Here is a 21,533-nt window from a genome sequence, read left to right as displayed (position 1 = left end):
TCGGGGAGGGGCTGGCCGTGGAGACCGAGGCGTCGGTGTCGTACAAGGGGTTCAGGTTCCCGGCGGAGATTGTCTCCCACGCGGTGTGGCTGTACCACCGCTTCCCGCTCTCGTTCCGTGAGGTCGAGGAACTCCTCCTGGCCCGCGGGATCACCGTCTCCCACGAGGCCATCCGTCGGTGGTGCGACCCGGTTCGGCCTCGAGTACGCGGCCGCCTTGCGCCGCTGTCGGCCCCAGGCGGGCGACAAATGGCACCTCGACGAGGTGTTCATCAAGGTCAACGGGGTGCGGCAGTACCTGTGGCGCGCGGTGGACCAGGACGGAAACGTGCTGGACATTCTGGTCCAGTCCAAGCGGGACGCGAAGGCCGCGAGGTGGTTCCCGGCCAAGCTCATGAAGAAGCAGCGCCGGGTACCGAGGGTGCTGGTGACCGACAAGTGCCGCTCCTACGGGCCGGCTCACCGGGATCTGATGGGCTCGGTGGAACACCGCTCGCACAAGGGCTTGAACAACCGGGCGGAGAACTCCCACCAGCCCACCCGCCAGCGCGAACGCGCGATGAAGGGCTTCCGCTCACCCCGCGGAGCGCAGAAATACCTGTCGGTGTTCAGTCAGGTCTCGCCGCACTTCCGACCCCGGCGCCACCTGCTCACCGCCACCGGATACCGCACCGAGATGCACCACCACTTCGAGACCTGGAATGAGATCACCGGCACCACCGCCATGCCCACCACAGCCTGACCCACAGGCGGAAACCGGGCCTGCCACACCCCGACACACCCTCAAACGACCGCCACATCAACAACTTGACAACGCCCATCGGCTACCTCAACGCCGCGCAGCTGGCCTCGGTCCATATGAACCCCGGCTCGGTGGAGCGGATCGTCCCGGCGGACGGGCCGCTGACATGCACGACCACGCCGCCGCCTGAGCACCACTACAACTGAGCGGGTGCGGAGGGGGCGCGTGGCCGGCCTCAGCCGCTCAACCGCCGCTGGTGCACCCGCAGTTGCAGTATCGTCCCGTCCAGCGCGGTGTCGGTACGGACAGGGCCCGCGCCCTCGCCACCAGGTTCCCGGAGATCTGCTCGACCTCCGTCGGCCGGCCACCCAGCCACACACCGCGCCGACTCATACTGCGGCGCGCTCCGCGATGAGCTGGCGGCATAGGCGCGCGCGGCCCGCCAGTTCGTCGCCCGCAGCGGAGAGTTCAGCCAGGTAATCCAGCATGTCCGTGACGACTTCGGGTTCCTGCCCTCCGGCGAGAAACACCTCGGTTGCCTCTGCCACACCGGCTTCTGGTTCGAGGATCAGCACCTTGAACAGGTCGAAGCACCCGATGAGGTCCGCATCCGCTGTGACCACCGGCGAGGCGAGCAGCTGTCTCCACTGCTCCACACACGCCCCGAGCCCCGACACCACCGTGTCGAGCATGATCCTCTCGAACATGCAGCCAAGGCTGTCAGGTTCGGCTTCGAGCGCCCGCTCCAGGTCCTCCCGCGCCTGGTCGTAGCGGCGGGCTTGCCGGTGTGCTTGGCCGCGAGAGATGAGAGCCCAGGCGTAGGTGGGGTCGAGGTCGAGTGCGGCGGTGAAGTCGGTGACGGCCTGGTCGTAACGGCCCGCTTGCCGGTGTGTTTCTCCGCGCTCAGCGAGGGCCCAGGCGAGGGCGGGGTCGATGTTGAGTGCGGCGGTCAGGTCGGTGATGGCTTGGTCGTAGTGGTCTGCTTGCCGGTGTGTTTCTCCGCGTTGGGCGAGGGCCCAGGCGTAGGTGGGGTCGAGGTCGAGGGCGGCGGTGAAGTCGGTGATGGCTTGGTCGTAGTGGTCTGCTTGCCGGTGTGTTTCTCCGCGTTGGGCGAGGGCCCAGGCGTAGGTGGGGTCGATGTTGAGTGCGGCGGTCAGGTCGGTGATGGCTTGGTCGTAGTGGTCTGCTTGCCGGTGTGTTTCTCCGCGTTGGGCGAGGGCCCAGTCGAGGGTGGGGTCGATGTCGAGTGCGGCGGTCAGGTCGGTGACGGCCTGGTCGTAGCGGCCCGCTTGCCGGTGTGCTTGGCCGCGGGAGCCGAGGGCCCAGGCGAGGGTGGGGTCGATGTTGAGTGCGGCGGTCAGGTCGGTGATGGCTTGGTCGTAGTGGTCTGCTTGCCGGTGTGTTTCTCCGCGTTGGCCGAGGGCCCAGGCGTAGGTGGGGTCGAGGTCGAGGGCGGCGGTGAAGTCGGTGATGGCTTGGTCGTAGTGGCCGGCTTGCCGATGAGTTTCCCCACGAGAGGCGAGGGCCCAGGCGAGGGTGGGGTCGAGGTCGAGGGCGGCGGTAAGGTCGGTGATGGCCTGGTCGGTATGGCCGAGCATCCGATTGGATTCTCCGCGTAGGGCTAGCGGGCGGGCGTTGTGTGGGTCGGTGGCGATGGCCTGCTCCAACTCGGCGAGGGCCTCCTCTGTGCGGTCGGCGAGCAGGAGACGGCCGCCGCGGTGAGCGTGGGCCCAGCCTTGGGCTGCGGTACTCAGCTGGCCGTGGCTCAGAAGGGCGGTGAGGCACGCGAGGGCGGGACCGTCGCCGGCGATGGCGTCCCGGAGCCGGCCGGACCAGCTGAGCAGGTCGGCGTCAGCGGTGTCGTACGCGGCCTGTTCAAGGGTCTCGGTCCACTGCCGCAGCACCGCTGTGTCCTGATCCGCGGCCTGCACGACCTGTTCGAGGGCGGCCGTCAAATAGGCCGCAGGGTGCGCGCACAGGCGGTGGTAGGTCTCGTCCAGACGGTGTCGGCGCCATCCGGGATCTTTCCAGCGTTTGGCCTCGGGAAGGCTCTCCTCCACCGCGCTGCGCCAGATGGCGTGGGTGTCAGCGAGCTGGAGATGTGCTGCGGTCCAGCGCTGAGGGGAGTGGGCGCGTTGCTGGCGGATCATGCTGGAGCGCACCACCGCGTGGTAATGCTTGAAGTCGCCGCGGCCGCTGACAAATGGCTGCCCGCACAGCCATTCCCACAGCCCTCCTGCTTCCGGCCGTATGGCGGCGGCGAACACGTCCTCGTTCAGCTGCAGCGGCAGCGCGCACGCCAGCACGGCCTCACGCTGGTGCGGGTCCGTGATCCACTGCACGAACCGCTCGACCGCCACGTCCGCCACGTCCCCGCCCGCATCTACCTCCTCGACCGCGCTGGGGCGGGCCAGGGCGAGGAGTTCCACGAGCAGCGGCAGCCCCATCGACAGCTGCAGCACCGCCTCCACCACCCCCGGCTCGGTCACCCCTCGCGCGGCCAGCAGCGACCGTGTCTCCGCCTCGTCGAAGACCTCCAACGGAACATCCGCCACCAGCGCACGCAACGGCGCCCACTCACGCTCCGCGAGTTCGTCCCGCCCGGCCAGCACAACCATGACGTTAGCCGGGACCGGACCGAACTCCTCCTCCAGCAGACCAAGCAGCCACCCGCCCAGGTACCGGCCGGTCTGCTCCCACGTGTCGAAGAACAGCACCACCCACCGATGCCGCCCGCACAAACGCCCCAGCTCCGCAACAAACGCCCGGCTCAAACCGGCCTCGTCACCACCGCGCCCGCGCCGCTGCGCCCGGGCCCGAGCCCCGGACCGCAGCCGGTCCAGCCCCTGCGCCGCAGCGTCCGGGTTCGTCATCGCAGTCACCATGCTGGCCCCCGGGATCAGCGACGCCGCACCCAGCGCGGCCTGCGTCACCACCCGGCTCGACACCGACGCCTCCCCCTCCACCGGCACCGGCTCGGCCGGCGTCTCCTGCTCCCGTCGGAACTGCTCCAGCGCCTTGTCGAACTCCTTGAGCGGGCCAGCTTGCTCGGCCAGCTGTCGGGCCAGCCCCGCCAAGGCCTGCTGCACACCGTGGACGTCGTTCTCGTCCACCACCGCCGTCACCGCATCCGCCCGCCGGGCCGCCTCCTGCCACTGCCGCAGCAGCGTGGACTTCCCCACCCCGCCCACCCCACGCACGTGGAACAAGAACTCCGCCGGATCCTCCTCGGACTCCGGATCCTTCCCCAAATTCTCCGCAAACAGCGACAATTGCGCCCGCCGCCCCACAAACTGCGCCCGCGCCCGCTGCCGGATCAGCTCACCCCGCGACCGGCCCCGAATTCCCGACCCCGCCATCCCCGCACCCCCGTCACCACAACCTGCCGCGCCCACGCGATTGGCACCAGCTTCGCTCACTACCTGGCTGCTACCCGCTGGCAGACGCAAGCCCTCGGTGTCCGATCCGGTCCATCTGCCAGGCACCGACCAAACCGCCAACGTACCTTTCCCAACCAAGCGTTCAGCGGTTGTACCAAGCCATTCTTTCTACGCCCAGTGGTATCCGAGTGCGGCGAGTTGCGTGAGTTGGTCCTCACTGAGCCGGTCGCGCCGACTCTTCTGGTTGCTCAGAAATACGCCCAGACGTACGGTGGTGCCGTCGGGGAGTTCTTCGACGTGCTGCCTTCCGACGACAGTCTTCTCCTCCCGCTGGATGTATTGCTGGAGGGCTGCGACGCCCCGCTGGAACGCGTCGGAGCCTTTCGTTGTCCCAGCCTTCGCGTTGGTTCGCGCTGCGGTCTTCTGGGGCCGTTCAGCCGGTTTCACGCCCACCTCACCCAAGCGATGTTGCTGCTCCGGGTTCAGTCGGGTCCAGTCGCGGGTCTGCCGGGCTGCCCAGCGTCCGATGTCGTCGCCCCGGTGGGTGACGCCGGGCACGATCTCCTCGAGGCTGGCACCGCTCGCGAGGAGCGCGCGCAGGCCTGTGTAGTGGCGTTGCCAGTCGACGGTCCACCCCAACGCCCCCGGATTCCAGTCTGGGTCGATCGCGACCAGCTGCTCGGCCCGCCGCTGCGCCCGTTCGGGGTCTTTGCCGAGTCCGTTGGGTCGTCGGAGGTTGGTGAGCCATTGTCCGATGGGTTTGTCGAGGGCGGTGGCGTGGCGGGGTGCGGCGAGGGTGCCGGCTTGTGTGTAGTAGGCGCGGGCGGCGGCGAGGTTTTCGGCGAATGCCGTGTCGGCGGTGTCCCACACCATGCCGAGCTCTTCCAGCTCATCTGCCCGGGTGCTGGGCATGGTCCCGGCCCGGTAGGACCGCCTCTGGTCGGACAGCCACCGGCCCAGCGGGTAGGCGCCTTCCTGGTGTTCGTAGGGCACATCGAGACCGTCTTCCCGCTCGAAGTACCGCCGCGCGGCGTCGTATCCGCGGGCCCAGTCCTGGCGTTCGGTGTCAAGGACTTGGAACTTGACCCACTTGGCGATCATCACCGGATCCCGCGGTGCTGCGAACCTGAGAAGCAGCCGCGACTCCTCTTCACCTTCCTCTGGTTCGGGGCCGATGTTCTGCGACGGATCTACAATCCGCTTCTGGCCTTCTTGAGGAATTGCGAGCGTCTCGATGGCACGTTCGTCATGTGCCCGAAGGCCTTCAAGGACTTTCACCAAGGGCCTATACGAGGAAGACGTGAACATGTCTTCCGGCTGCTCACCCCGCGCCAGAAACACGGGCACGATCAGTGTCGCAATCTTTCCCTCACCAGGTTTCTGACGCAGCGCCCGGCCGATAGCCTGCACGATATCCACTGCCGACCCCTTCGGGTCCAGCAGCGCCACGGAATCCACCGCCCGGATATCAATTATCTAGAGGTGGGTGGGTGTGAGGGACGTTTGTTCTGGCTGTCACCTGCGGGGATGGTCTCCGGCTGATGGCGGTGCGGGCGGCTGGGGTGTGGTGGTTGTGTTTGGTATGTGGAGCAATTCATCGCGGAGCGGTCGGTCTCTCCGGCAACGGGCATGGAGCAGTGGGTGGTTGCCAGCGCCGAGACGCTGACGCTGCATCGTGAGGCGACGGCCTTCCTTGTCGCTCTGCGGAGCAAGGGCCGGTCGGTCAATACCGAGCGGGCGTATGCCGGCCGGGTGGCCTTGTATCTGAACTACTGCCAAGGCCGCCGTCTTGTGTGGGCGGCTCCGACTTTTCTGGGACTTGCGGGGCTGCAGCGGTGGCTGGTGAGTGAGCCGCTGCCGGCCCGCAGCCCGCGAACCGCGGGCCGTCCGCGTTTCCGTTCCCAGACAACGGCGAACGCGGTGATGACCGTGGTCAGCGGCTTTCTGCGGTTCGGTGCTGCGCATGGCTGGGTCGCGCCTGCAACGGTGGCTCTGCTCTCCGAGCCGAAGACGCTATGGCACCTGCCCCCGGGCTACGACGTCGGTGAGGACGGGCAGTGGCGCCTGGTGGACAAGGCCGCCTTCCGGTTCGAGCTCACCGACCCTGGTTACCAGGACCTGAGCCCGGAGCAGATCGCCGTCATGATCTCGTCCGCACGCACGGCCCGGGACCGGTTCCTGATCGCTCTGCTCGCCTGTACCGGTCTGCGGATCGGTGAGGCGTTGGGCCTGCGCCAGGAGGATCTGCACCTGCTGGCCTCCTCACGTGTGCTGGGGTGCGGAACCGCGGGCCCTCATCTTCACGTCCGCCGGCGCACCAACAACCCGAACAGGGCGCTGGCCAAGTCCCGCCGGCCCCGCACCGTGCCGGTCACCGCCGACCTGGTCGCCCTCTACGCCGACTATCAGTACGAACGCGACAGCATCATCGGCGCGGCCGGTACCGGGATGGTGTTCGTCAACCTCTCCCGCCCGCCCGTGGGCCGGCCGATGTCCTACCCCAACACCAAGGCCATGTTCGACCGCCTGGCCCGCACCGCCCCACACGCGTTCCGGCCGCACATGCTGCGCCACTCCGCCGCGACGACCTGGCTGCGGGGCGGCGTGGACCGGGATGTCGTCCAGCGGCTCCTGGGACACGTCTCACCGCTGTCGATGGAGCGCTACCGGCACGTGGACGATGCCGAGACCCGCCAGGCCGTCGAGCATGTCCAAGCCCTGCTTGGCCGCCCATGAGCCGTGTCTTCAAGCTGCCTGCAGCCGCCGGCCTGCCGGACCGGTCCGGCAGGGATGCCCGCGCGTGGCAGGCCTGGCTTCAAGGCCGCCTCGCCGAGGATTGGCGGCCGGGGGAGTGGGATAGCGAGCACTGGCTGTTCACCGGTGACCTGGACAACCCGCGAACCTCCTCCTCCACTTGCCGGACCAACCGCTGCCGGCAGGTCGTCATCTCGGGCAACACGTTCTGCACTCTGTGCGGCGAACACTTCAAAGCATCCGGCCTCACCTCCGGGGAGTTCGCCGTGAGCCATCGGCCCGAACGCGAACGCAGCGCCCCCGGCATGGTGACCGTCCGCTGCTCCGTCACCCGCGACGATCAGCAGTGCGTGCGTCCCCGGCACTGCAAGGGCATGTGCGCCACGCATTACGGCACCTGGAAGTACCACGCGGCCAAAGGAACGGCAGAGGCGTGGCTGCGTGAGACCGCCCAGCCCCATACCGAGACCGCGCCGTGCCTGGTACCCGTCTGCCCGAGCCCCGCCTACAACTCCCGCGGCCTGTGCAATTACCACGCCCGCCAGTGGGGCAAGGACAACCGCAGCCATCCCGTCGACGCCTCCCAGTGGGCGCCCCACCAGAGCCCTTACCTGGCCGCCCACCAGTTCAGCCTCCTGCCCCTGGACCAGCCGCTGCGACACGAATTCCTCTTCGCCCTGCAGCACACCGACCGCTGGACCCGCAGCCTGGAGCCCCACCGCATCCGCCACCTCGTACGCGACCTGGCCGGTGCGACCACGCTCCTGGCCGACGACATAGGCCCCGACCGGCTGCGCGGCAACGACGCCGGCACCCTGCGGACGCTCACGCGCCTTCGCACCGCGGTCCGCACCGGTTTCGAGGAGTTCACCGGCATCCCCCTGGACGACCCGGACGTGCTCGACCTGCGTTTCGCCGGCCTGCGCACCACCGCTGGAAACGCTCCTCGCCACATGCCCGGTACCGCTGACCTGCGCACCATCCACCAGCCCTGGCTACGCGACCTGCTCCGGCACTGGCTGACCACCAGCACCCCGCGCACCGACAACTTTTCCAACACGATGCGCGCCCTGGCCATCGCCTCCCGGACCCTGGCCCAGCGGCCCGGGGAAGGCCTCGACCCGGCAGCACTGGGCTTCACGGATGCCTGCGCGGTCGTCGACGCCTTCCGCACGGCGCTGCGACGTGACGGTACGGCCTACCGCTCCTCCCAGCGGCGCACGCTCCTGGCCTGCTTCTTCCAACTGATCGACTACGGCCGCCGCTCCGGACACCTGGACACTCTCGCGGGAGCCTTCACCCGCGACCCGGTCCAGCACCGGATCTGTCTGGAAGAGGAGGACGAGGACGGCATCGGCAAAGCCCTCCCCGAGTCGGTCATCCGCCAGCTCGACACCCACCTGGACACCCTCGGCACCGGAGAAGTCCAAGGCCGCCGCGACATCCCCGCCGCCGACCTCCAACTGCTCTACCAGACCGTCTACATCCTCCTGCGGGACACCGGCCGCCGCCCGCTGGAGATCGCCTCCCTGCCCCGCGAATGCCTGGAGACCGCCCACGGGCAGACCACGCTGATCTGGAGCAACCACAAACGCCGCCGCCACCGCAGACGCCTCCCCATTACCGCATCCACGGCCCAGATCCTCCGCACCTGGCAAGCCCGCCGCAGCCACCTCCAACTGCCCGACACCGGCGACGACTACCTCTTCCCCGCCCTCAGCGCCTACAGCAGCGCCGGCCACCTCGGCGCCAACTACATCAGTGAGACCCTGCGCACCTGGGTCGACTCCCTGCCCGCCCTCCACACAGAAGGCACGGACGCCGGCGGTAACCCCCTGCCCTTTGACCGGACCCTCATCTACCCCTACGCCTTCCGCCACTCTTACGCCCAGCGCCACGCGGACGCCGGCACCCCCGTCGACGTACTGCGAGAGCTGATGGATCACCGCTCCATTGCCATGACACAGCGCTACTACAACCCTCGGGAATTGCATCAGGCGGGCGAGAAACCGCAGGTCGCCTGGTCATGGCGAGGTGGGGAAGGACTCCGACGGTACTACGAGCTAGCGGCGTGACCAGGCATGTTGCGGAGTGGATCCCTTCTGATGCATGATCTGCCCTCCAGAAGGGATGGTCTGGAGTGGTACATCAGCGCAAGGTAGCCCTGGCCGGGTCGGCTCATCTGGAGCTCGTCTCCGGGGTGGTCCAACTGCGTCCTGAGGACGCGATGTTCGACGCGATGCTGCGGGGCTGGCGTGCTCAGCAGAAGTCGCGGGGGCTGAAGGACGAGACGGTTGAGGACCGGGAACGGCTCATACGCCGGTTCCTGGAGTTCGCGAACGACTACCCGTGGCAGTGGACGCCGGGCCACGTGGACGAGTGGTCGGTCTCGTTGACGGGCGAGAGGCATCTGGCGCCTTCCACGATCCGCGGCTACCAGGGCATTGTGCGACTGTTCAGCGAGTACCTCACCGACAGTCGGTACGGCTGGGGGCCCGCCTGTGAGGAAGCCTTCGGCACCTTCCCGGTGGCCGTCTGCCACGAGTGGAACACCATCGCCCACCTCAACGACTACGAGGGCGATCCGGAGGCGAAACCCTTTACTCGGGAACAGCTGCAACTCCTCCTCGACTATGCCGATGACCAGGTCGAACGCGCAGTGCGAGCCAAACGCAAGGGCGCCCTCGCGGCCTACCGCGACGCCACGCTTTTCAAGGTCATCTACGGGTGGGGCTTGCGCCGGACCGAGACCTCCAAGCTCGACCTGGCCGACTTCGGACGCAACCCGCAGGCTCGTCAGTTCGGCCGGTACGGCACGCTCAACGTCCGCTACGGCAAGGCCAAGAAGGGCCAGCAGCCGCGACGGCGGAACGTATTGTCGGTGATGGACTGGGCCGTCGAGGCGGTCGCCGACTACGTCGAGAACGTCCGGCCGCGCTTCGGTTTCCCTGATCATCCGGCTTTGTGGATCACCGAGCGCGGGGGCCGCCTGCGGCCCGGCTCGATCAACGACCGGTTCGAGGCATATCGCGATGCCCTCAAGCTGCCGAAAGAGCTGGTTCCTCATTCCTTGAGACATTCGTACGTCACGCATCTGACGGAGGACGGGGTGGACCGGCGCTTCATCCAGCAGCAGGTCGGCCACGAGTGCGACAGCTCCCTGGCCATCTACACCCACGTCAGCGACGACTTCATGAACACTTCCCTGCACAAGGCACTGGCCCCGGCATTCGCCGGAGCCTGACAGGAGGGATCCGGCGATGGCCGCCAAGCTCGACTACCACTGGCACCTGCGCAAGGTCATGGCGGACCGCGGGATGTTCTCCACCACCGACCTCACCTCGCCGCTCGCCGAACGCGGCATCACCCTGTCCTCCAGCCAGGTCTACCGGCTCGTCGTCGAGCGGCCCGAGCGGCTGAGTCTGAAGATCCTCATGGCCCTGCTCGACATCCTGGACTGCACCATGGACGACCTCATCGAGCCCATCGCGGTGGCCGGGGCCGTGAAGAGGCCGAAGAAGGCCGCCGCCGGCGGCGGCACGGCGCCCGACGCGGAGGGACTCGGCGGACTGCGGCCAAAGCGGGCCCGCATCAGGGGTGTTGACCGGTCATGACCATCGCTGGCCATCCCGACCGCGCCGTCGCGGACCCGATCGGCCTGGTCACCGACCTGATCGCTGGCATCGAGAGGGAACTCGACCCCGACACCATCCGGGCCGTGGTCACCACGGTCGCGGGCGGCCGAGCGAAGTCGCGTCGCCTCGCTCAGGCCCTGGCGAGGCGGCCCGCCGTCCTGACCGACGGCCGGTCCCCGGCGCCTCGGGCCATAGGGGACCTGCTCATCGAGCTCCGCAAGGCCGGCGCCTCGGCGATCTCGCCGCCGGTCTGCGCCGAGTGCGGCAAGCTCCTGCGCACTTTCCAGCGTCGCGGGCAGGACTGGTACTGCTCGGTCTGCGGCCAGGAGACCACTGAGTGCGCCGCTTGCGGAAACACCCGGCGCATCTCCTCGCGGGACCGCACGGGCCAGCCGCGCTGTTCGATGTGTCCCGACACCGACGACCGCGATCCGGTCACGATCATCCACGAGGTGATCACCACGATCGACCGGTTCGCCGACCGAGACGTCATCGCCGACGCGGTACGCCGGTCGGCACCCCGACCCTCCTACCAGCAGAGACTGGCCTGGGCCCTGGAGGAGAACCCGCAACTGCTGACTGGGGAGGGGCACCTTGCGTCCCTTCGCGCCATCCCTCGGTTCATCGACCTGCTGCACGCCGCCGATGTCGCCGGGATCGTCCGGCCCGCCTGTCCCCGCTGCCACCGTGTCGTCCGCATCGACAAGCCGCTCGGTGGACAGCGGGTCTGCCGCAACTGCATCGCCAAGTACCGCATCGAAGAATGTGTACGCTGCGGTGCCCGGCGCGAGCCCGGCACCCGCGACGCCCAGGGACGCCCGCTGTGTCCGAACTGCCTGATCACGGACCCGGTCAACCGGGAGACCTGCACCATCTGCGGCGAACTGCGCATGGTGAGTACCCGTACTCCCGCCGGTCCGGTCTGTCCCAACTGCCGTCCCCTGCCGACGCTGGTGTGCTCGATCTGTGGCCGCTCGGCGCCCTGCATGCTGTCGAAGCTGACGGGCCTGCCCCGTTGCGGCGGTTGCGATAAACGCCAAGCTCAGTGCGCCGTCTGTGGACGGCTGAAGGGTATCCACTCCGGCACCGCCGACGCCCCGGTCTGCGGCCCCTGCACCGCACCGGACGCCGAGCACTGGCGCCCGTGTCCCACCTGCGGGGAAGCGGAACGACTGCAAGCCCCTGGCCCGTGCCCTCGGTGCACTCTCAAACAGCGGCTCGATGAGCTCCTCACCAACGACTCGGGGGCCATACCCCCGAAACTGCGAGCCCTCCATGACGCCCTGGCCAGCACCGAACGGGTCGGCACCGCGATGCGCTGGCTCTCCGGCGGCATCGTCTCCACCGTCCTGTCAGACCTCAGCTCCGGACGCCGGCCCCTGACACACCAGGCCCTGGACGAGCTGCCGGAGGGCAAGGTCGTCGAGCACATCCGAAGTGTCCTCGTGGCCGCCGACACCTTGCCGCAACGGGACGAGCAGATGGTCCGCCTCCAACGCCACGTGAAAGATCTCGTCACCTCCCACACGACCGCCGAGGGACGCAAGATCCTGCACCGGTACGCGACCTGGCACCTCCTTCGCCGTCTTCGCCGACGCAGCCGCGGCAAAAACATCACGCATACCCAACTCGTCGTCGTCCGCCAGCACCTGCGGGCCGCCGTCTATCTCCTCAACTGGCTTGAGGACCAGAACCTGACTCTTGACATCTGCCGCCAGAGCGACCTTGAACGCTGGCTGACCAGTGACGACGTCCGCCACCGTCGAGAAGCAGGACACTTCGTGCGCTGGGCCCTCTCCCAGAAGATCGCCCGTGACCTCAGCTTCCCGGCCGTGAAATGGAATGGCCCCTCCCAGGCCATGGACGACGAGGCCCGCTGGACCACCGCCCGCCGCCTCCTGCACGACGACACCCTCAAGCCCGAAGACCGCCTCGCCGGACTACTGTTGCTCCTCTACGCCCAGTGGCCCGCCGCGATCTCGCGGCTCACCGTCGACCACATCGAGGAGACCGACGGAGCCGTCCGCATCCGCCTCGGCGCCGTCCCAGTCGAGCTTCCCGCACCCGTCGCTGAACTGGCCCTCCAACAGGTCGCGGATCGCCGCAGTCATGCCGTCCTCGGCCGGACAGACTCTCCCTGGCTCTTCCCCGGTGGCCAGCCCGGCCGCCCGATCAGTGTCTGGGCCATGGGCGAACGACTCCGCAAACTCGGCATCCGCCTCGCAGAGGCCCGCTCAACCGCGCTGTTCCAGCTCGCAACCGAACTGCCCGCCGCCGTCCTCGCCCGCACCCTCGGCATCGACATCACCGTCGCCGTCAAATGGCAGCGAGCCGCAGCAGGAGACTGGGCCGCCTACGCCGCCGACGTCAGCCAACGCAGATGCACACATTGATCACGCTCGGGCACACTGCGCTGATGAACTCTGATCCAGCCCCGTCTCCGCAGGAACAGGCCATCCGCCACGTCGCCTCGCTGTCGTCCGGCGCCCCGGTCGACCCCGTGCTGAGGGTGACCCTGAACTTTCACCCCGACCGCACAATGCGCGGTCGCCCGATCCTGCTCGTGTTGGCCGAGGACGGCATCTATCACTCGCAGTTCGTCACCGGCACCAGCAACGGCGGCTTGACAGCCCACCCCGGCGGTGACCGATGGCGCTGGGAGAGCCGGATCTTCGGGGGTGCCTATGACCACGCACCCGCCCACGAGCGACCTGTCTACGGCGCGTTGAACTTCCGGCGCAACCCACTCGGTGGTGCGCCCCGGTTCGGCTCCGCGCACTTTCGACTGACTGCCGAGGCCCTCACCCGAGCCACGTTCTGCTACCCGGACAGCTTCCTCGAACCAACGGCCTTCGGCGTTGCGGCCAGCCTGTCCCTCATAGACCTGGCTGAGAACGACGACCAGGACGCACTCGACGACTACATCGAGGCACAGGTGCACGGCCCACTCATATTGGCCCGCGACGTCGAGGCACTCGTTCTGGACCCAAGCTATCGAGGCACGGACGTGGAAGCCGCCGCCGGCCGCCTGCCATGTCGACTCGACTGGCACCCAGGACTCCGACTCACCGTCGAAGAACTCGCACTCCACCCGGGCTACCGCGGACACCAGTACGTCGAACTGGGCGCGGAGATCGCCGTCGACGGTCACCTCACGCCCCGGATCATCGGTGACGCCGCACGCGCCGGACTCCATGACCAACAGGCACTCAAGAAGGTCTGGCACTGCCTGGCACGCTTCGGAACATCCGAGGAACGCAACGCGTGATCAGGCATGCATTCGGGCAGTTCCAATACCCGACTGCACCATTACAGGTCTCCCTCAAACGAAAGAGCGCAGCCGTCGCGGCCCTCAGCGCCCACGTCGTCGACCGTCTCGGACACCCCGCCCCCAGCTCCCCAGGCACCTATGAACTGCGCTCCGTCGCCGTCCCCTACGGCGGCTGCACCGAGCCCAGCAACGTCAAGGCCGGAGGAGAGGCCTGCCCGATCCGCTTCCAATGCGCAGGCTGCGGCTACTACCGCCCCGACCCCTCCTACCTGCCTGCCATCGAGCAGCACATCAACGAACTACGGGCCGACCGCGAAACAGCCCAGGCCATGGACGCCGCCGAATTCGTCACCACCGCCCTCACCGCCCAGATCACCGCCTTCGAACACGTCTGTGATTTCAGGGTTCGTAGTTGGTGTGGTGGGGTTGGCTTGAGCTGGGGTATCGGGGGTTTTCTGATAACGGAGCGGGTGCTTCCGGGGCGCTGAGTGCGGTGGTGATGGGGCGTTTGACCTGCGATTGTTCGGGGTTCGTTGATAACAGTGGTGTGGTGTTGGCGATGGTCTCCGGCATCTAAAGGACTGGTGCGGATTTGTGCTGGTCAGTGACTTGCTGCGTGGTTGGTGGCTTTGTTCACGTTCAGCAGCAGCGTTTGTCCACGTCGTTGGGAGGCAGTGGGCGATCGGAGTGCCCGTGATTGTTCACGGGAAATGACGTCGGGGGATGTCGGCGGACGGACGCATCGGCAGGCATGGCTGATGCGTATGACGGCGGGGCGGCCTGCGCTGGCCGCAGGACCTCCGTGCTGTCGTGAGCGATGTGGTGGGATGGCGGTGCGATCCGTGGCCGTCGATTCGGGGGAGATCACCGTGGCATCTGAGTATTCATCGCTGGCGTATGCCTTGACCGAGGCCTTGGTCGACATGACGTGGTTCATCGACGGCGCGGACGACGAACAGATGGACCTCGATGACGCGGTGAAGGCCCTGGAGGGTGTGGCTGCGGTGCTGAAGCAGTTGTCGAGTGATCAACGGCGTGACCTGCTTGATGTGCTTGGAGAGATGGCCGAGGCGGAGACCGATCCCGCGCGGCGGGAGTTCCTTGAGGCATTTCCCCAGGACTTCGGGCTGGTCGATGAGTTGTGACGTCTGGACGACGGCCCCGCCGCCCGGAGGGCGGCGGGGCCGTCGCGGTAGGTAGCGGCAGGGATCAGCCGGCTTTGGCCGCCTGCTCGGCTCGGGCTCGGGTGCTGGCGAGGCGGTAGGAGTCGGTGCCGGTTAGTGGGGTGAGACGTGGGCGAGGTAGCTGGCGCGGGCGGGGATGAGGACGTCCCACACCCGGCCGTAGAGGGCAGCGAACTCCTCGCCAACTGGCGACTCCGTGGTCTTGTTCACGTCCGCATCATGCCGGTGTGGCCGGTCGGCGGGTGCGGGGGCGGCTGTGTTCTTCGGCGAGGTGGTCGAGCTGGATGGCTTCGAGTGATTTTTTGGTGATGCGTTCGGTGCCGTCGCAGATGGCGGTGATGGCGGCTTGGCGGATGAGGCGGGCGAGGCTTCCGATGCGGCCGGCGGTGCGCTGGTGGAGGTAGGGGGCGTGGCGGGGGAGGGTGCCGGGTGTGTGCTGGTTCAGGTCGAGGGCGGCTTCCATGTCGGTGATGAGGTCGGTGAAAGGTCGGCGGGTGCCGTTGCGGGCGGGGTGGGGGCCGCAGGTGATGAGGCTTGCGCGGCCGGCGAGTTGGGCGCCGCGGACGCCGGTGAACAGGGGTGTGGCGGCGACGTCGATGCCGGTGTAGACGAAGGTCGCTTTGATGCGTTCGGTGAGGTCTTTGAGCAGGTCGGCGGCTTCGGCGCCGGTGGTGGTACGGGGGTTGAGGCGGTGGATTTCGTCGATGAGGACCAGGCGGACGCCGGCGGCGGTGTAGGTGTGGCAGACGGCCGCGGTGATCTGGGCCTGGGTCATGCGGGTGGTGACGGGGATGCCGAGGTAGCGGGCGAATTCGGTGGCGAGGGTTTTCGCGGTGGCGCCGGGCGGCACCAGGAGGTACGCGACCGGCATTTGGTGGTGGGCGTGTCCGGGCGGGGTGGGGTGTTTGCGGGTGTGGGCGAGGTGGCAGGTGCGTCCGACTTCGAGGAGGGCGGTGGTTTTCCCGGCTGCGGCGGGGCCGGTGACGATGAGTGAGGGCCGTGCGGTGGTCTGCTGGTGGCGGCCGAGCAGCATCAGGGTGCGGACCTGGGTGGCGAGGGTGTCGATGGCGGGGGTGCGGACGGTGACGAACGTGGAGTGGTAGGCGAGGCGTTCTTCCGGGCTGCGGGGCGGGTCGCCGGGCTTGGGCGGCGTTTGGGGTGGGGTGGTGGCGAAGTGCTGCCAGCCCTGCCAGGTGGTGATCGGCCACTCCGGTTCGGCCTCGTGGACGTCTGGCCATGGGGTGTCGGCGGCGGGGCGGACAGTCTGGCTTGCCAGGCTGGGGGAGTGGCTGGCGGGGGCGGTGGTGGTGTGCGGGCGGGTGGTCACCAGTTGAGGGCTTCCTGGGCGGGGTCGTAGAGGCCGAGTCCGGTGTACGGGACGGTGGCGCCGGCGGTGTCATCGCCGGGTTCGTCTGCGGTGTCGGCCTGCTTCTGGTCGTCGGGCGGGTCGTCGAGGTCGTCGAGGCTGTCGTCGTCCCAGCCGTCGGCCTGCTGCGGGTCCGGGACACGCGGAGTTGGGATGTCGGCCGCCGCCGGGGGCGTTTTCAGCGGTGCGGTGCGGGTGATCAGGCGCTGCTCGCTGGCGGTGGCGGTGCCGGTGTGGGCGCGGCGCATGAGCTGGTCGAGGGCGTCGGCGAGGTCGGCTTCGTGGGTGTCGCGGTCGCCGCGGCGGGCGGTGATGGCTTTGATGTGCTGCCAGGTGGCACCGTTGAACGGCTGGTGGATGTGGTCGCGGTGGATCCACGGGATCTCTGTCAGGTGTCCGTCGGGCAGGCGTACCCAGACCTGGCGGGCGTCGTGGGGATTGGTGTGGACTTCCCATTTGCCGCCGCGCGCCGTGACGGGGGAGAGCTGGCCGCGGTAGGGGGCAAGGACGTCCGCGTCGTAGGTGCGGTGGTCGATACGGATGCCGCGTTCGGTGATGGCCTGCCAGCGCACCGGCAGCAGCTCGAGGTAGTCGTTGCCGCTCAAGGGGAGGGGCACGTAGCCGGCCACCGCGACCAGCGCGGCCCACATCTGGTTCGGTGTCAGCGCCTTCTTCGGCAGAGTGGGGTGGCGCAGGCCTTCGTGGGGGCGGTGGTGGTAGTGGATCAGCCATTCATCGAGCAGGTCCTGCAGTTGGGCGATGCTGAAGCATGCCTCGGTTTCGGCGGCCGCCCCGCGGCGGGTGACGTCGGAGCCGGTGTAGCCGGGCAGGTGCTGGCACAGCAGCGCGTTGATGGTGCCGAAAGTGCGCTCGACGATGCCCTTGGCGGCGGGGGCGTGGGGCGGGGTGGGCTGGACGCTGATGCCGAGGGTTTCGCAGGCGGCGGTGAACGCCGTGGACAGATAAACCTTGCCCCGGTCGACGACGATCGTCTCGGGCACCACCACCGGCCGGGCCGCCGCGCCCTTGAGCCGTTCGTCCAGGTTCATCAGCCTTTCCAGCTGGGGGAGTTGCGCGTGCGTGAGGCGCAGCGCGTCGGGCCAGGTGGGGCGGGCCGGGTCCGGGACGGCCATTTCCGCCAGCAGCAGGGCCGCATCCACGGCTTTGGTGCCGGCTGGGCACAGGACGGCGGCGAGGATGGCGCGGGTGGCGACATCGATAGCGATGGTCAGCTCGGGACGGCCGGTGGTGCCGTCGTCGAAGACGGCGAGGACGTCCAGCCGGGTGGTGTCGACCTGCACTTGCTCGCCCGGGCGCAGCGCCACGGTCGGGGTGAACGTCCCTCTGCCGGCCGGGGAGGGGAGTGCACGGGCGGGACGGTGGGGGTGTTCGGCGGGATCGGCGAGCTGGTGGACGAGCCGGTAGAAGGTGGCCTGGGAGGGCGTGGGCACCGTGCCGCGCCCGTACCGGTCTTCCAGGATCTGCGTGACCAGGGGCTTCAGGCCTTTGATGGTGCCCTTGGAGCGGCCGCGCTGGCGGCGCAGGGCTTCCTCGACGGCGGCGATGACGCGTTCGTCGGTGCGCCCGGTGGGGTGGGGGCGGCGGGTGGTGCGGTGGTCGACCAGGCCCCACAGCCCCTGTTTGCGGTAGGCCAGGCGCATGCGCTGCACCGTCGTCCGGGAGACAGGCCCGAAGCCGATCGCGGTCAGCTCCGCGGCCTTGGCCTCCTCGCGCTGCGCGAGCGTGAACCGGTCGGGGTCGTACTCAGGCCGCGGCGCCCCGTCGGTGCCGGGCAGGCCGGACTCCACCTCGCGGATGTGCCGCTGCCAGGCCAGCGCCTTGCGGCGCGCGCTCTCGGGCGCGGTTTCGAACAGGCCCCACTGCGTCACGGCCTGGGGCATCTCGGCGCCCATGATGGTGAAGGACGGGTCGGCGAACAGATGCCCGGCCACGACCGTTTCGTCTTCTCCTGTCTCACCGGCCAGGTGGACCTGCTGCCCCGCCAGAGCGACCACCTGCCAGGTGCGGTCACGGAAGCGGAGGTGCGCTCCGACCTTCAGTACCGGCCTCCCGCCACGCCGCACGCTCACCGTCCGTCCCCGCTGTCCTGGCTGCGGGTGCTGCCGCGACGGCCGTTCGCCCCGTCGGCGCCGGGGCTGACGAGGACCTGTTCGTTAAGCGGGACATCCAGGGGTGCGGTGAGGTGTCCGTGCCACAGGGCGTGGAAGACGGCCGGGAGGACCTCGATCGGGTCGCCGGCCGCTTCGGCGCCCTCGATCAGCGGCCGTGGCCGTGCGAACGCTTCGCGCACGGCGGCCGTGAGGCCGGGGCGGCCCTGGTTGCGGGGGTGGCGGTAGCCGGCCAGCCACTTCAGGTTCGCCGCCCGCACCTTCTCCAGCGGCTCAAGACGCCGATAGGCCCAGCCGACCTGCGCGCACGCCGCCTCGAGGACCGCCGCAGCCTTCCGGGCCCGTTCGCCGCCGGCCTGCGGGTGGCTGGGGCAGTCGGCCAGCAGGGCGGTGCCGTCGCTGTAGCGGGCGAAGAGTTGCGGTACCCACGAGCGCACCGTGCCGCGCCCATCCCGCCACAACAGACGGAACGGCCGCCCTGCCAGGCCGACCACTCGCGGATTACGGTCGAGCACCATCAACTGCGCCCGCATGGCAGCCGACCCGCAGGCCACATGCCGGCCGGTCGTGGCCGACCACCACCGGCCCGGTCCCCACAGCCGCCCCGGCACCACCGGAAAAGCCGACACAGGCTCCAACTCCTCGAACGCCACCGCGAGAGCCGCGTCCGCCCACCGCTGCTGCACCACCTGCCCGCCGGGGGCGAGGAAGACCGCCTCGAACCCGGCGCCGCGATCCGCGGACGCCCGCCTTGTCCGGCTGCTGCCCCCGGCTGTACCTGCGTTGATCACCTGCTTCAGCCAAGCCGGTCTCGTCGGCGGACAGCGCCGTTTCCGGGATTCCGGCCACCAACGGGTACCGCATCAGCTAATGGTTGACGGACCCTCTCGGTCGTCCTGTGCCTCAGCGCCGTCGTCTTTCTTGCCGGCGGTCAGCACGTTCCTCAAGGCGTCGGCGGACATTCCCGCCCATTGGGCGACCTCTTCCAGGGGCACCCCGGCGTTCGCCGCGACCAGGGCGGTCCGCTGCCAGGCATTCTCGATCAGGGCGGCACTGTGGCGGAGGTTGCGCAGAAGCTGCCGGGCGACGTCGGCGGTCGGCCCGGTCTGCACCCCGCGCAGCTGCAGCAGCTGTTCCTCGGCGCTCTCGATGGCGCTGGTGATCAGGGCGCGCTGTTCGGCGGGCACCGCCGCGCGCCACATCCTCCCCGAGCCGGGCGCCTTCTTCTCCTTGCCCAGCACCCGCAGCTGTCCGGCCATGGTCGCGGGCAGGTGCTCCCGGCGCAGCCACCAGGGATCGTTGTCGTATCCGGGCGGCCCGCCGGCCCCGCGGCGGAGGCGGATGACGCTGCCCATCCAGGAGGTCAGCGGGCCGCCGTAGTCGGTCGCGGCCAGCGGCCCCAGCCACTCCCGCCCGACCCGCTCACCGAGCCGGCGGCAGAACATCCCGTCGGCGGGCAGCGCCCGCGGCTGCCCGGCGCCGCTGTCCCTCCACACCAGCTGGGCCATGGCCGGGTCCAGCAGCACGTCGGCGACGGCCACAACCTCAGGGAAGACGACCGTGTCCCGTCCCACGATCCGCCACCGCTCCAAATCGGTCCCGGCGTCACCGCCCGCGACCTGGTGCAGACGCCGTGGCCAGACCGTCTCCCGCTCCCAGCCAAGGGCCTGCTCCCACCACCGGGCCACTACCGCGTGCGCCAGCGCGAACACCCTCTCCGGCACTGCTTTGGCCCGCACCGCCCGCCGCGCCACACCGGCCCACCGCCGCTGCGCCGCGGCCACCTCCGGCAGGTGCCGCACGTCCAGATGCTCCAGGGGCTGGTCGGCGTCCGCGTCCAGGAGCCACCGCCCGTGTAGGACACAGACCCGCTGCCAGGGCGGCGCGTACCGCACCACCCGCACGACCGTCCCCGTACGCCGGGCCGCGCACAGTCGGCACCCGAACGCCATCGGACCGGCGACCGCGCCGCCGATCCGCCACGCTGCCGCCGGTACTCCGTCTTCTTCGGCGGGCAGCTTGGCGTCTTCCTGTCCCCAGGACGGCAACGCCCGCGCCAGCACGTCTTCCTTGACGCCGCACAGGCCTGCCAGGAGCTGCCGTCCGGCTGCGTTCAGCAGCACCTCGGCGTCGGCCCGCGCGCCCCCGCAGTCGTGCCCGGGTTGGTAGTTGCGCCAGTGCCAGCAGGACCGCAACACCTTCGCTTCCAGCCCGTAGAGGCTCGCGATGCGGCAGATCAGCGACGAGGTCGTCTCTCCCTGCAGGGGAGCGGTCCGCAGCAGGCCGGGATGATGGGTCACTCCACCACGGTCTCGTGTTCGCCGTCCCGGGCGGACGCTTTCGCAACGGATGCCCAGCGGATCAAGCAAACCTGATCGGGGGAGGGCTGACCGGCGTCGTGGCAAAGATCCCGGCCGCACCGCGCATACCGTTAGCGGCCTTCGACGCTGGCCGCGCCCCTCGCAGTGAGAATCTCCGAAACCGGGCAGCCCCAGGCCGCGCCTGGTCCGTCGGGCTCGATCGGTGCGAGCGCGCAGGCTTGGAAGAACGTCTCGCGGTCGGCCGCATCGTCGCCGTCCTGGGGGACCAGGGCCAGGAAGGTGCGGCCGGCGTCCTGGGCCCGGCGGGCGATCTCGGTCACGAGGGCGCGACCGACCCCGTGGCGGCGGTGGGCGTCAGCGACGGCCATCGTCAGGATCCACGCCTGCTCACCGGGATGGGCCGGCCGCCCTTCGTCACGGCCGAAGTCGTAGTCGAGGCGGAACTCGGCGATCCCGATGACGGATTCGTGAAGCTCGGCCACGACGACGTCCAGACCCTCGGAGTTGTAGAACCCGCAGACTCCCAGATCGTTCGAGTCCAGAAGTTCCTCCACCACCGAGCAGTCGGCCGGGGTGATGTCACGGATGAGCGGCATGGACCGAGTATCCCAGGGACCGCGGGGCGGGCGTTTTACTCACGCCCACTGCATGCCCAGTTCCCGTAGTGCACGCAGCCCTGACCTCGTTTACTGCACCCCCTCAAACGGCTGGTTGGGGTGGTGGGTGACGGCGCTACAGTCCGCCCTATGACG

The 21,533-nt window shown here is 69.1% G+C and carries 16 protein-coding genes and 2 pseudogenes; 10 read left to right on the top strand and 8 right to left on the bottom strand.

Going from position 1 to position 21,533, the window contains the following annotated elements:
- Positions 1-17: 17 nt before the first annotated feature.
- Together AB0915_RS24975 and AB0915_RS24970 are read left to right on the top strand one after the other, a co-directional pair.
- A pseudogene (locus AB0915_RS24975) lies at positions 18-741 on the top strand (IS6 family transposase).
- 65 nt (positions 742-806) lie between these two features.
- Positions 807-947 carry a hypothetical protein gene (locus tag AB0915_RS24970; RefSeq protein WP_366693193.1) on the top strand — a complete coding sequence of 47 codons (141 nt, stop codon included), beginning with the start codon at positions 807-809 and terminating at the stop codon, positions 945-947.
- Positions 948-984: 37 nt separating this feature from the next.
- Here AB0915_RS24970 and AB0915_RS24965 read toward each other — a convergent pair whose 3' ends face one another.
- From AB0915_RS24965 to AB0915_RS24955, 3 genes are all read right to left on the bottom strand, one after another.
- A complete protein-coding gene (locus AB0915_RS24965; protein ID WP_366693192.1) occupies positions 985-1,134 on the bottom strand; it encodes a ketopantoate reductase C-terminal domain-containing protein in 150 nt (49 codons plus the stop codon).
- A complete protein-coding gene (locus AB0915_RS24960) occupies positions 1,131-3,941 on the bottom strand; it encodes a tetratricopeptide repeat protein (protein ID WP_366693207.1) in 2,811 nt (936 codons plus the stop codon). Before AB0915_RS24960 ends, AB0915_RS24965 begins: the two co-directional genes overlap by 4 nt.
- Before the next feature lie 348 nt (positions 3,942-4,289).
- Positions 4,290-5,570 carry a Helicase associated domain protein gene (locus AB0915_RS24955; RefSeq protein WP_366693191.1) on the bottom strand — a complete coding sequence of 427 codons (1,281 nt, stop codon included), beginning with the start codon at positions 5,568-5,570 and terminating at the stop codon, positions 4,290-4,292.
- 192 nt (positions 5,571-5,762) lie between these two features.
- Between AB0915_RS24955 and AB0915_RS24950 the strand changes: the two genes are divergently transcribed.
- From AB0915_RS24950 to AB0915_RS24915, 8 genes and pseudogenes are all read left to right on the top strand, one after another.
- Positions 5,763-6,857, top strand: a complete 1,095-nt coding sequence (locus tag AB0915_RS24950) for a tyrosine-type recombinase/integrase (protein ID WP_366693190.1) — start codon at positions 5,763-5,765, stop codon at positions 6,855-6,857.
- A complete protein-coding gene (locus AB0915_RS24945; RefSeq protein ID WP_366693189.1) occupies positions 6,854-8,950 on the top strand; it encodes a site-specific integrase in 2,097 nt (698 codons plus the stop codon). Before AB0915_RS24950 ends, AB0915_RS24945 begins: the two co-directional genes overlap by 4 nt.
- A gap of 65 nt (positions 8,951-9,015) precedes the next feature.
- Positions 9,016-10,119, top strand: coding sequence for a tyrosine-type recombinase/integrase (locus tag AB0915_RS24940; protein WP_366693188.1), 1,104 nt, complete (start codon positions 9,016-9,018; stop codon positions 10,117-10,119).
- Positions 10,120-10,135: 16 nt separating this feature from the next.
- Positions 10,136-10,489 carry a helix-turn-helix transcriptional regulator gene (locus AB0915_RS24935; RefSeq protein ID WP_366693187.1) on the top strand — a complete coding sequence of 118 codons (354 nt, stop codon included), beginning with the start codon at positions 10,136-10,138 and terminating at the stop codon, positions 10,487-10,489.
- Positions 10,486-12,903, top strand: a complete 2,418-nt coding sequence (locus AB0915_RS24930) for a site-specific integrase (RefSeq protein ID WP_366693186.1) — start codon at positions 10,486-10,488, stop codon at positions 12,901-12,903. Before AB0915_RS24935 ends, AB0915_RS24930 begins: the two co-directional genes overlap by 4 nt.
- A gap of 23 nt (positions 12,904-12,926) precedes the next feature.
- Positions 12,927-13,778 (top strand): DUF3626 domain-containing protein, encoded by an 852-nt coding sequence (locus AB0915_RS24925; protein ID WP_366693185.1) that lies wholly within the window; start codon positions 12,927-12,929, stop codon positions 13,776-13,778.
- 44 nt (positions 13,779-13,822) lie between these two features.
- A pseudogene (locus AB0915_RS24920) lies at positions 13,823-14,269 on the top strand (hypothetical protein); the annotation flags it as partial.
- A gap of 435 nt (positions 14,270-14,704) precedes the next feature.
- Positions 14,705-14,926: a hypothetical protein gene (locus tag AB0915_RS24915; protein ID WP_366693206.1), complete on the top strand. Its 222-nt coding sequence runs from the start codon at positions 14,705-14,707 to the stop codon at positions 14,924-14,926.
- Between the two features lie 256 nt (positions 14,927-15,182).
- Here the strand turns inward: AB0915_RS24915 and AB0915_RS24910 are convergent, their stop codons facing one another.
- The 5 genes from AB0915_RS24910 to AB0915_RS24890 form a co-directional block, all read right to left on the bottom strand.
- Positions 15,183-16,166 carry an ATP-binding protein gene (locus tag AB0915_RS24910; RefSeq protein WP_366693205.1) on the bottom strand — a complete coding sequence of 328 codons (984 nt, stop codon included), beginning with the start codon at positions 16,164-16,166 and terminating at the stop codon, positions 15,183-15,185.
- 122 nt (positions 16,167-16,288) lie between these two features.
- Entirely contained in the window at positions 16,289-18,421 is a 2,133-nt protein-coding gene (locus AB0915_RS24905; protein WP_366693184.1) for a Mu transposase C-terminal domain-containing protein, read from the bottom strand.
- On the bottom strand, positions 18,418-19,251 hold the full coding sequence (locus AB0915_RS24900; protein ID WP_366693183.1) for a TnsA-like heteromeric transposase endonuclease subunit: 834 nt from the start codon (positions 19,249-19,251) through the stop codon (positions 18,418-18,420). The genes AB0915_RS24905 and AB0915_RS24900 overlap by 4 nt, the downstream gene beginning before the upstream one ends.
- A 72-nt stretch (positions 19,252-19,323) precedes the next feature.
- Positions 19,324-20,760: a DNA-binding protein gene (locus tag AB0915_RS24895; RefSeq protein ID WP_366693182.1), complete on the bottom strand. Its 1,437-nt coding sequence runs from the start codon at positions 20,758-20,760 to the stop codon at positions 19,324-19,326.
- Between the two features lie 131 nt (positions 20,761-20,891).
- Positions 20,892-21,377 carry a GNAT family N-acetyltransferase gene (locus AB0915_RS24890; RefSeq protein WP_366693181.1) on the bottom strand — a complete coding sequence of 162 codons (486 nt, stop codon included), beginning with the start codon at positions 21,375-21,377 and terminating at the stop codon, positions 20,892-20,894.
- Between the last annotated feature and the right edge of the window lie 156 nt (positions 21,378-21,533).

It is taken from the genome of Streptomyces sp. NPDC048411, assembly GCF_040704695.1.
Taxonomy (GTDB): Bacteria; Actinomycetota; Actinomycetes; order Streptomycetales; family Streptomycetaceae; genus Streptomyces.
Note: the sequence above shows the minus strand (reverse complement) of the source record. Positions and strands in the feature narration are given on the sequence as shown.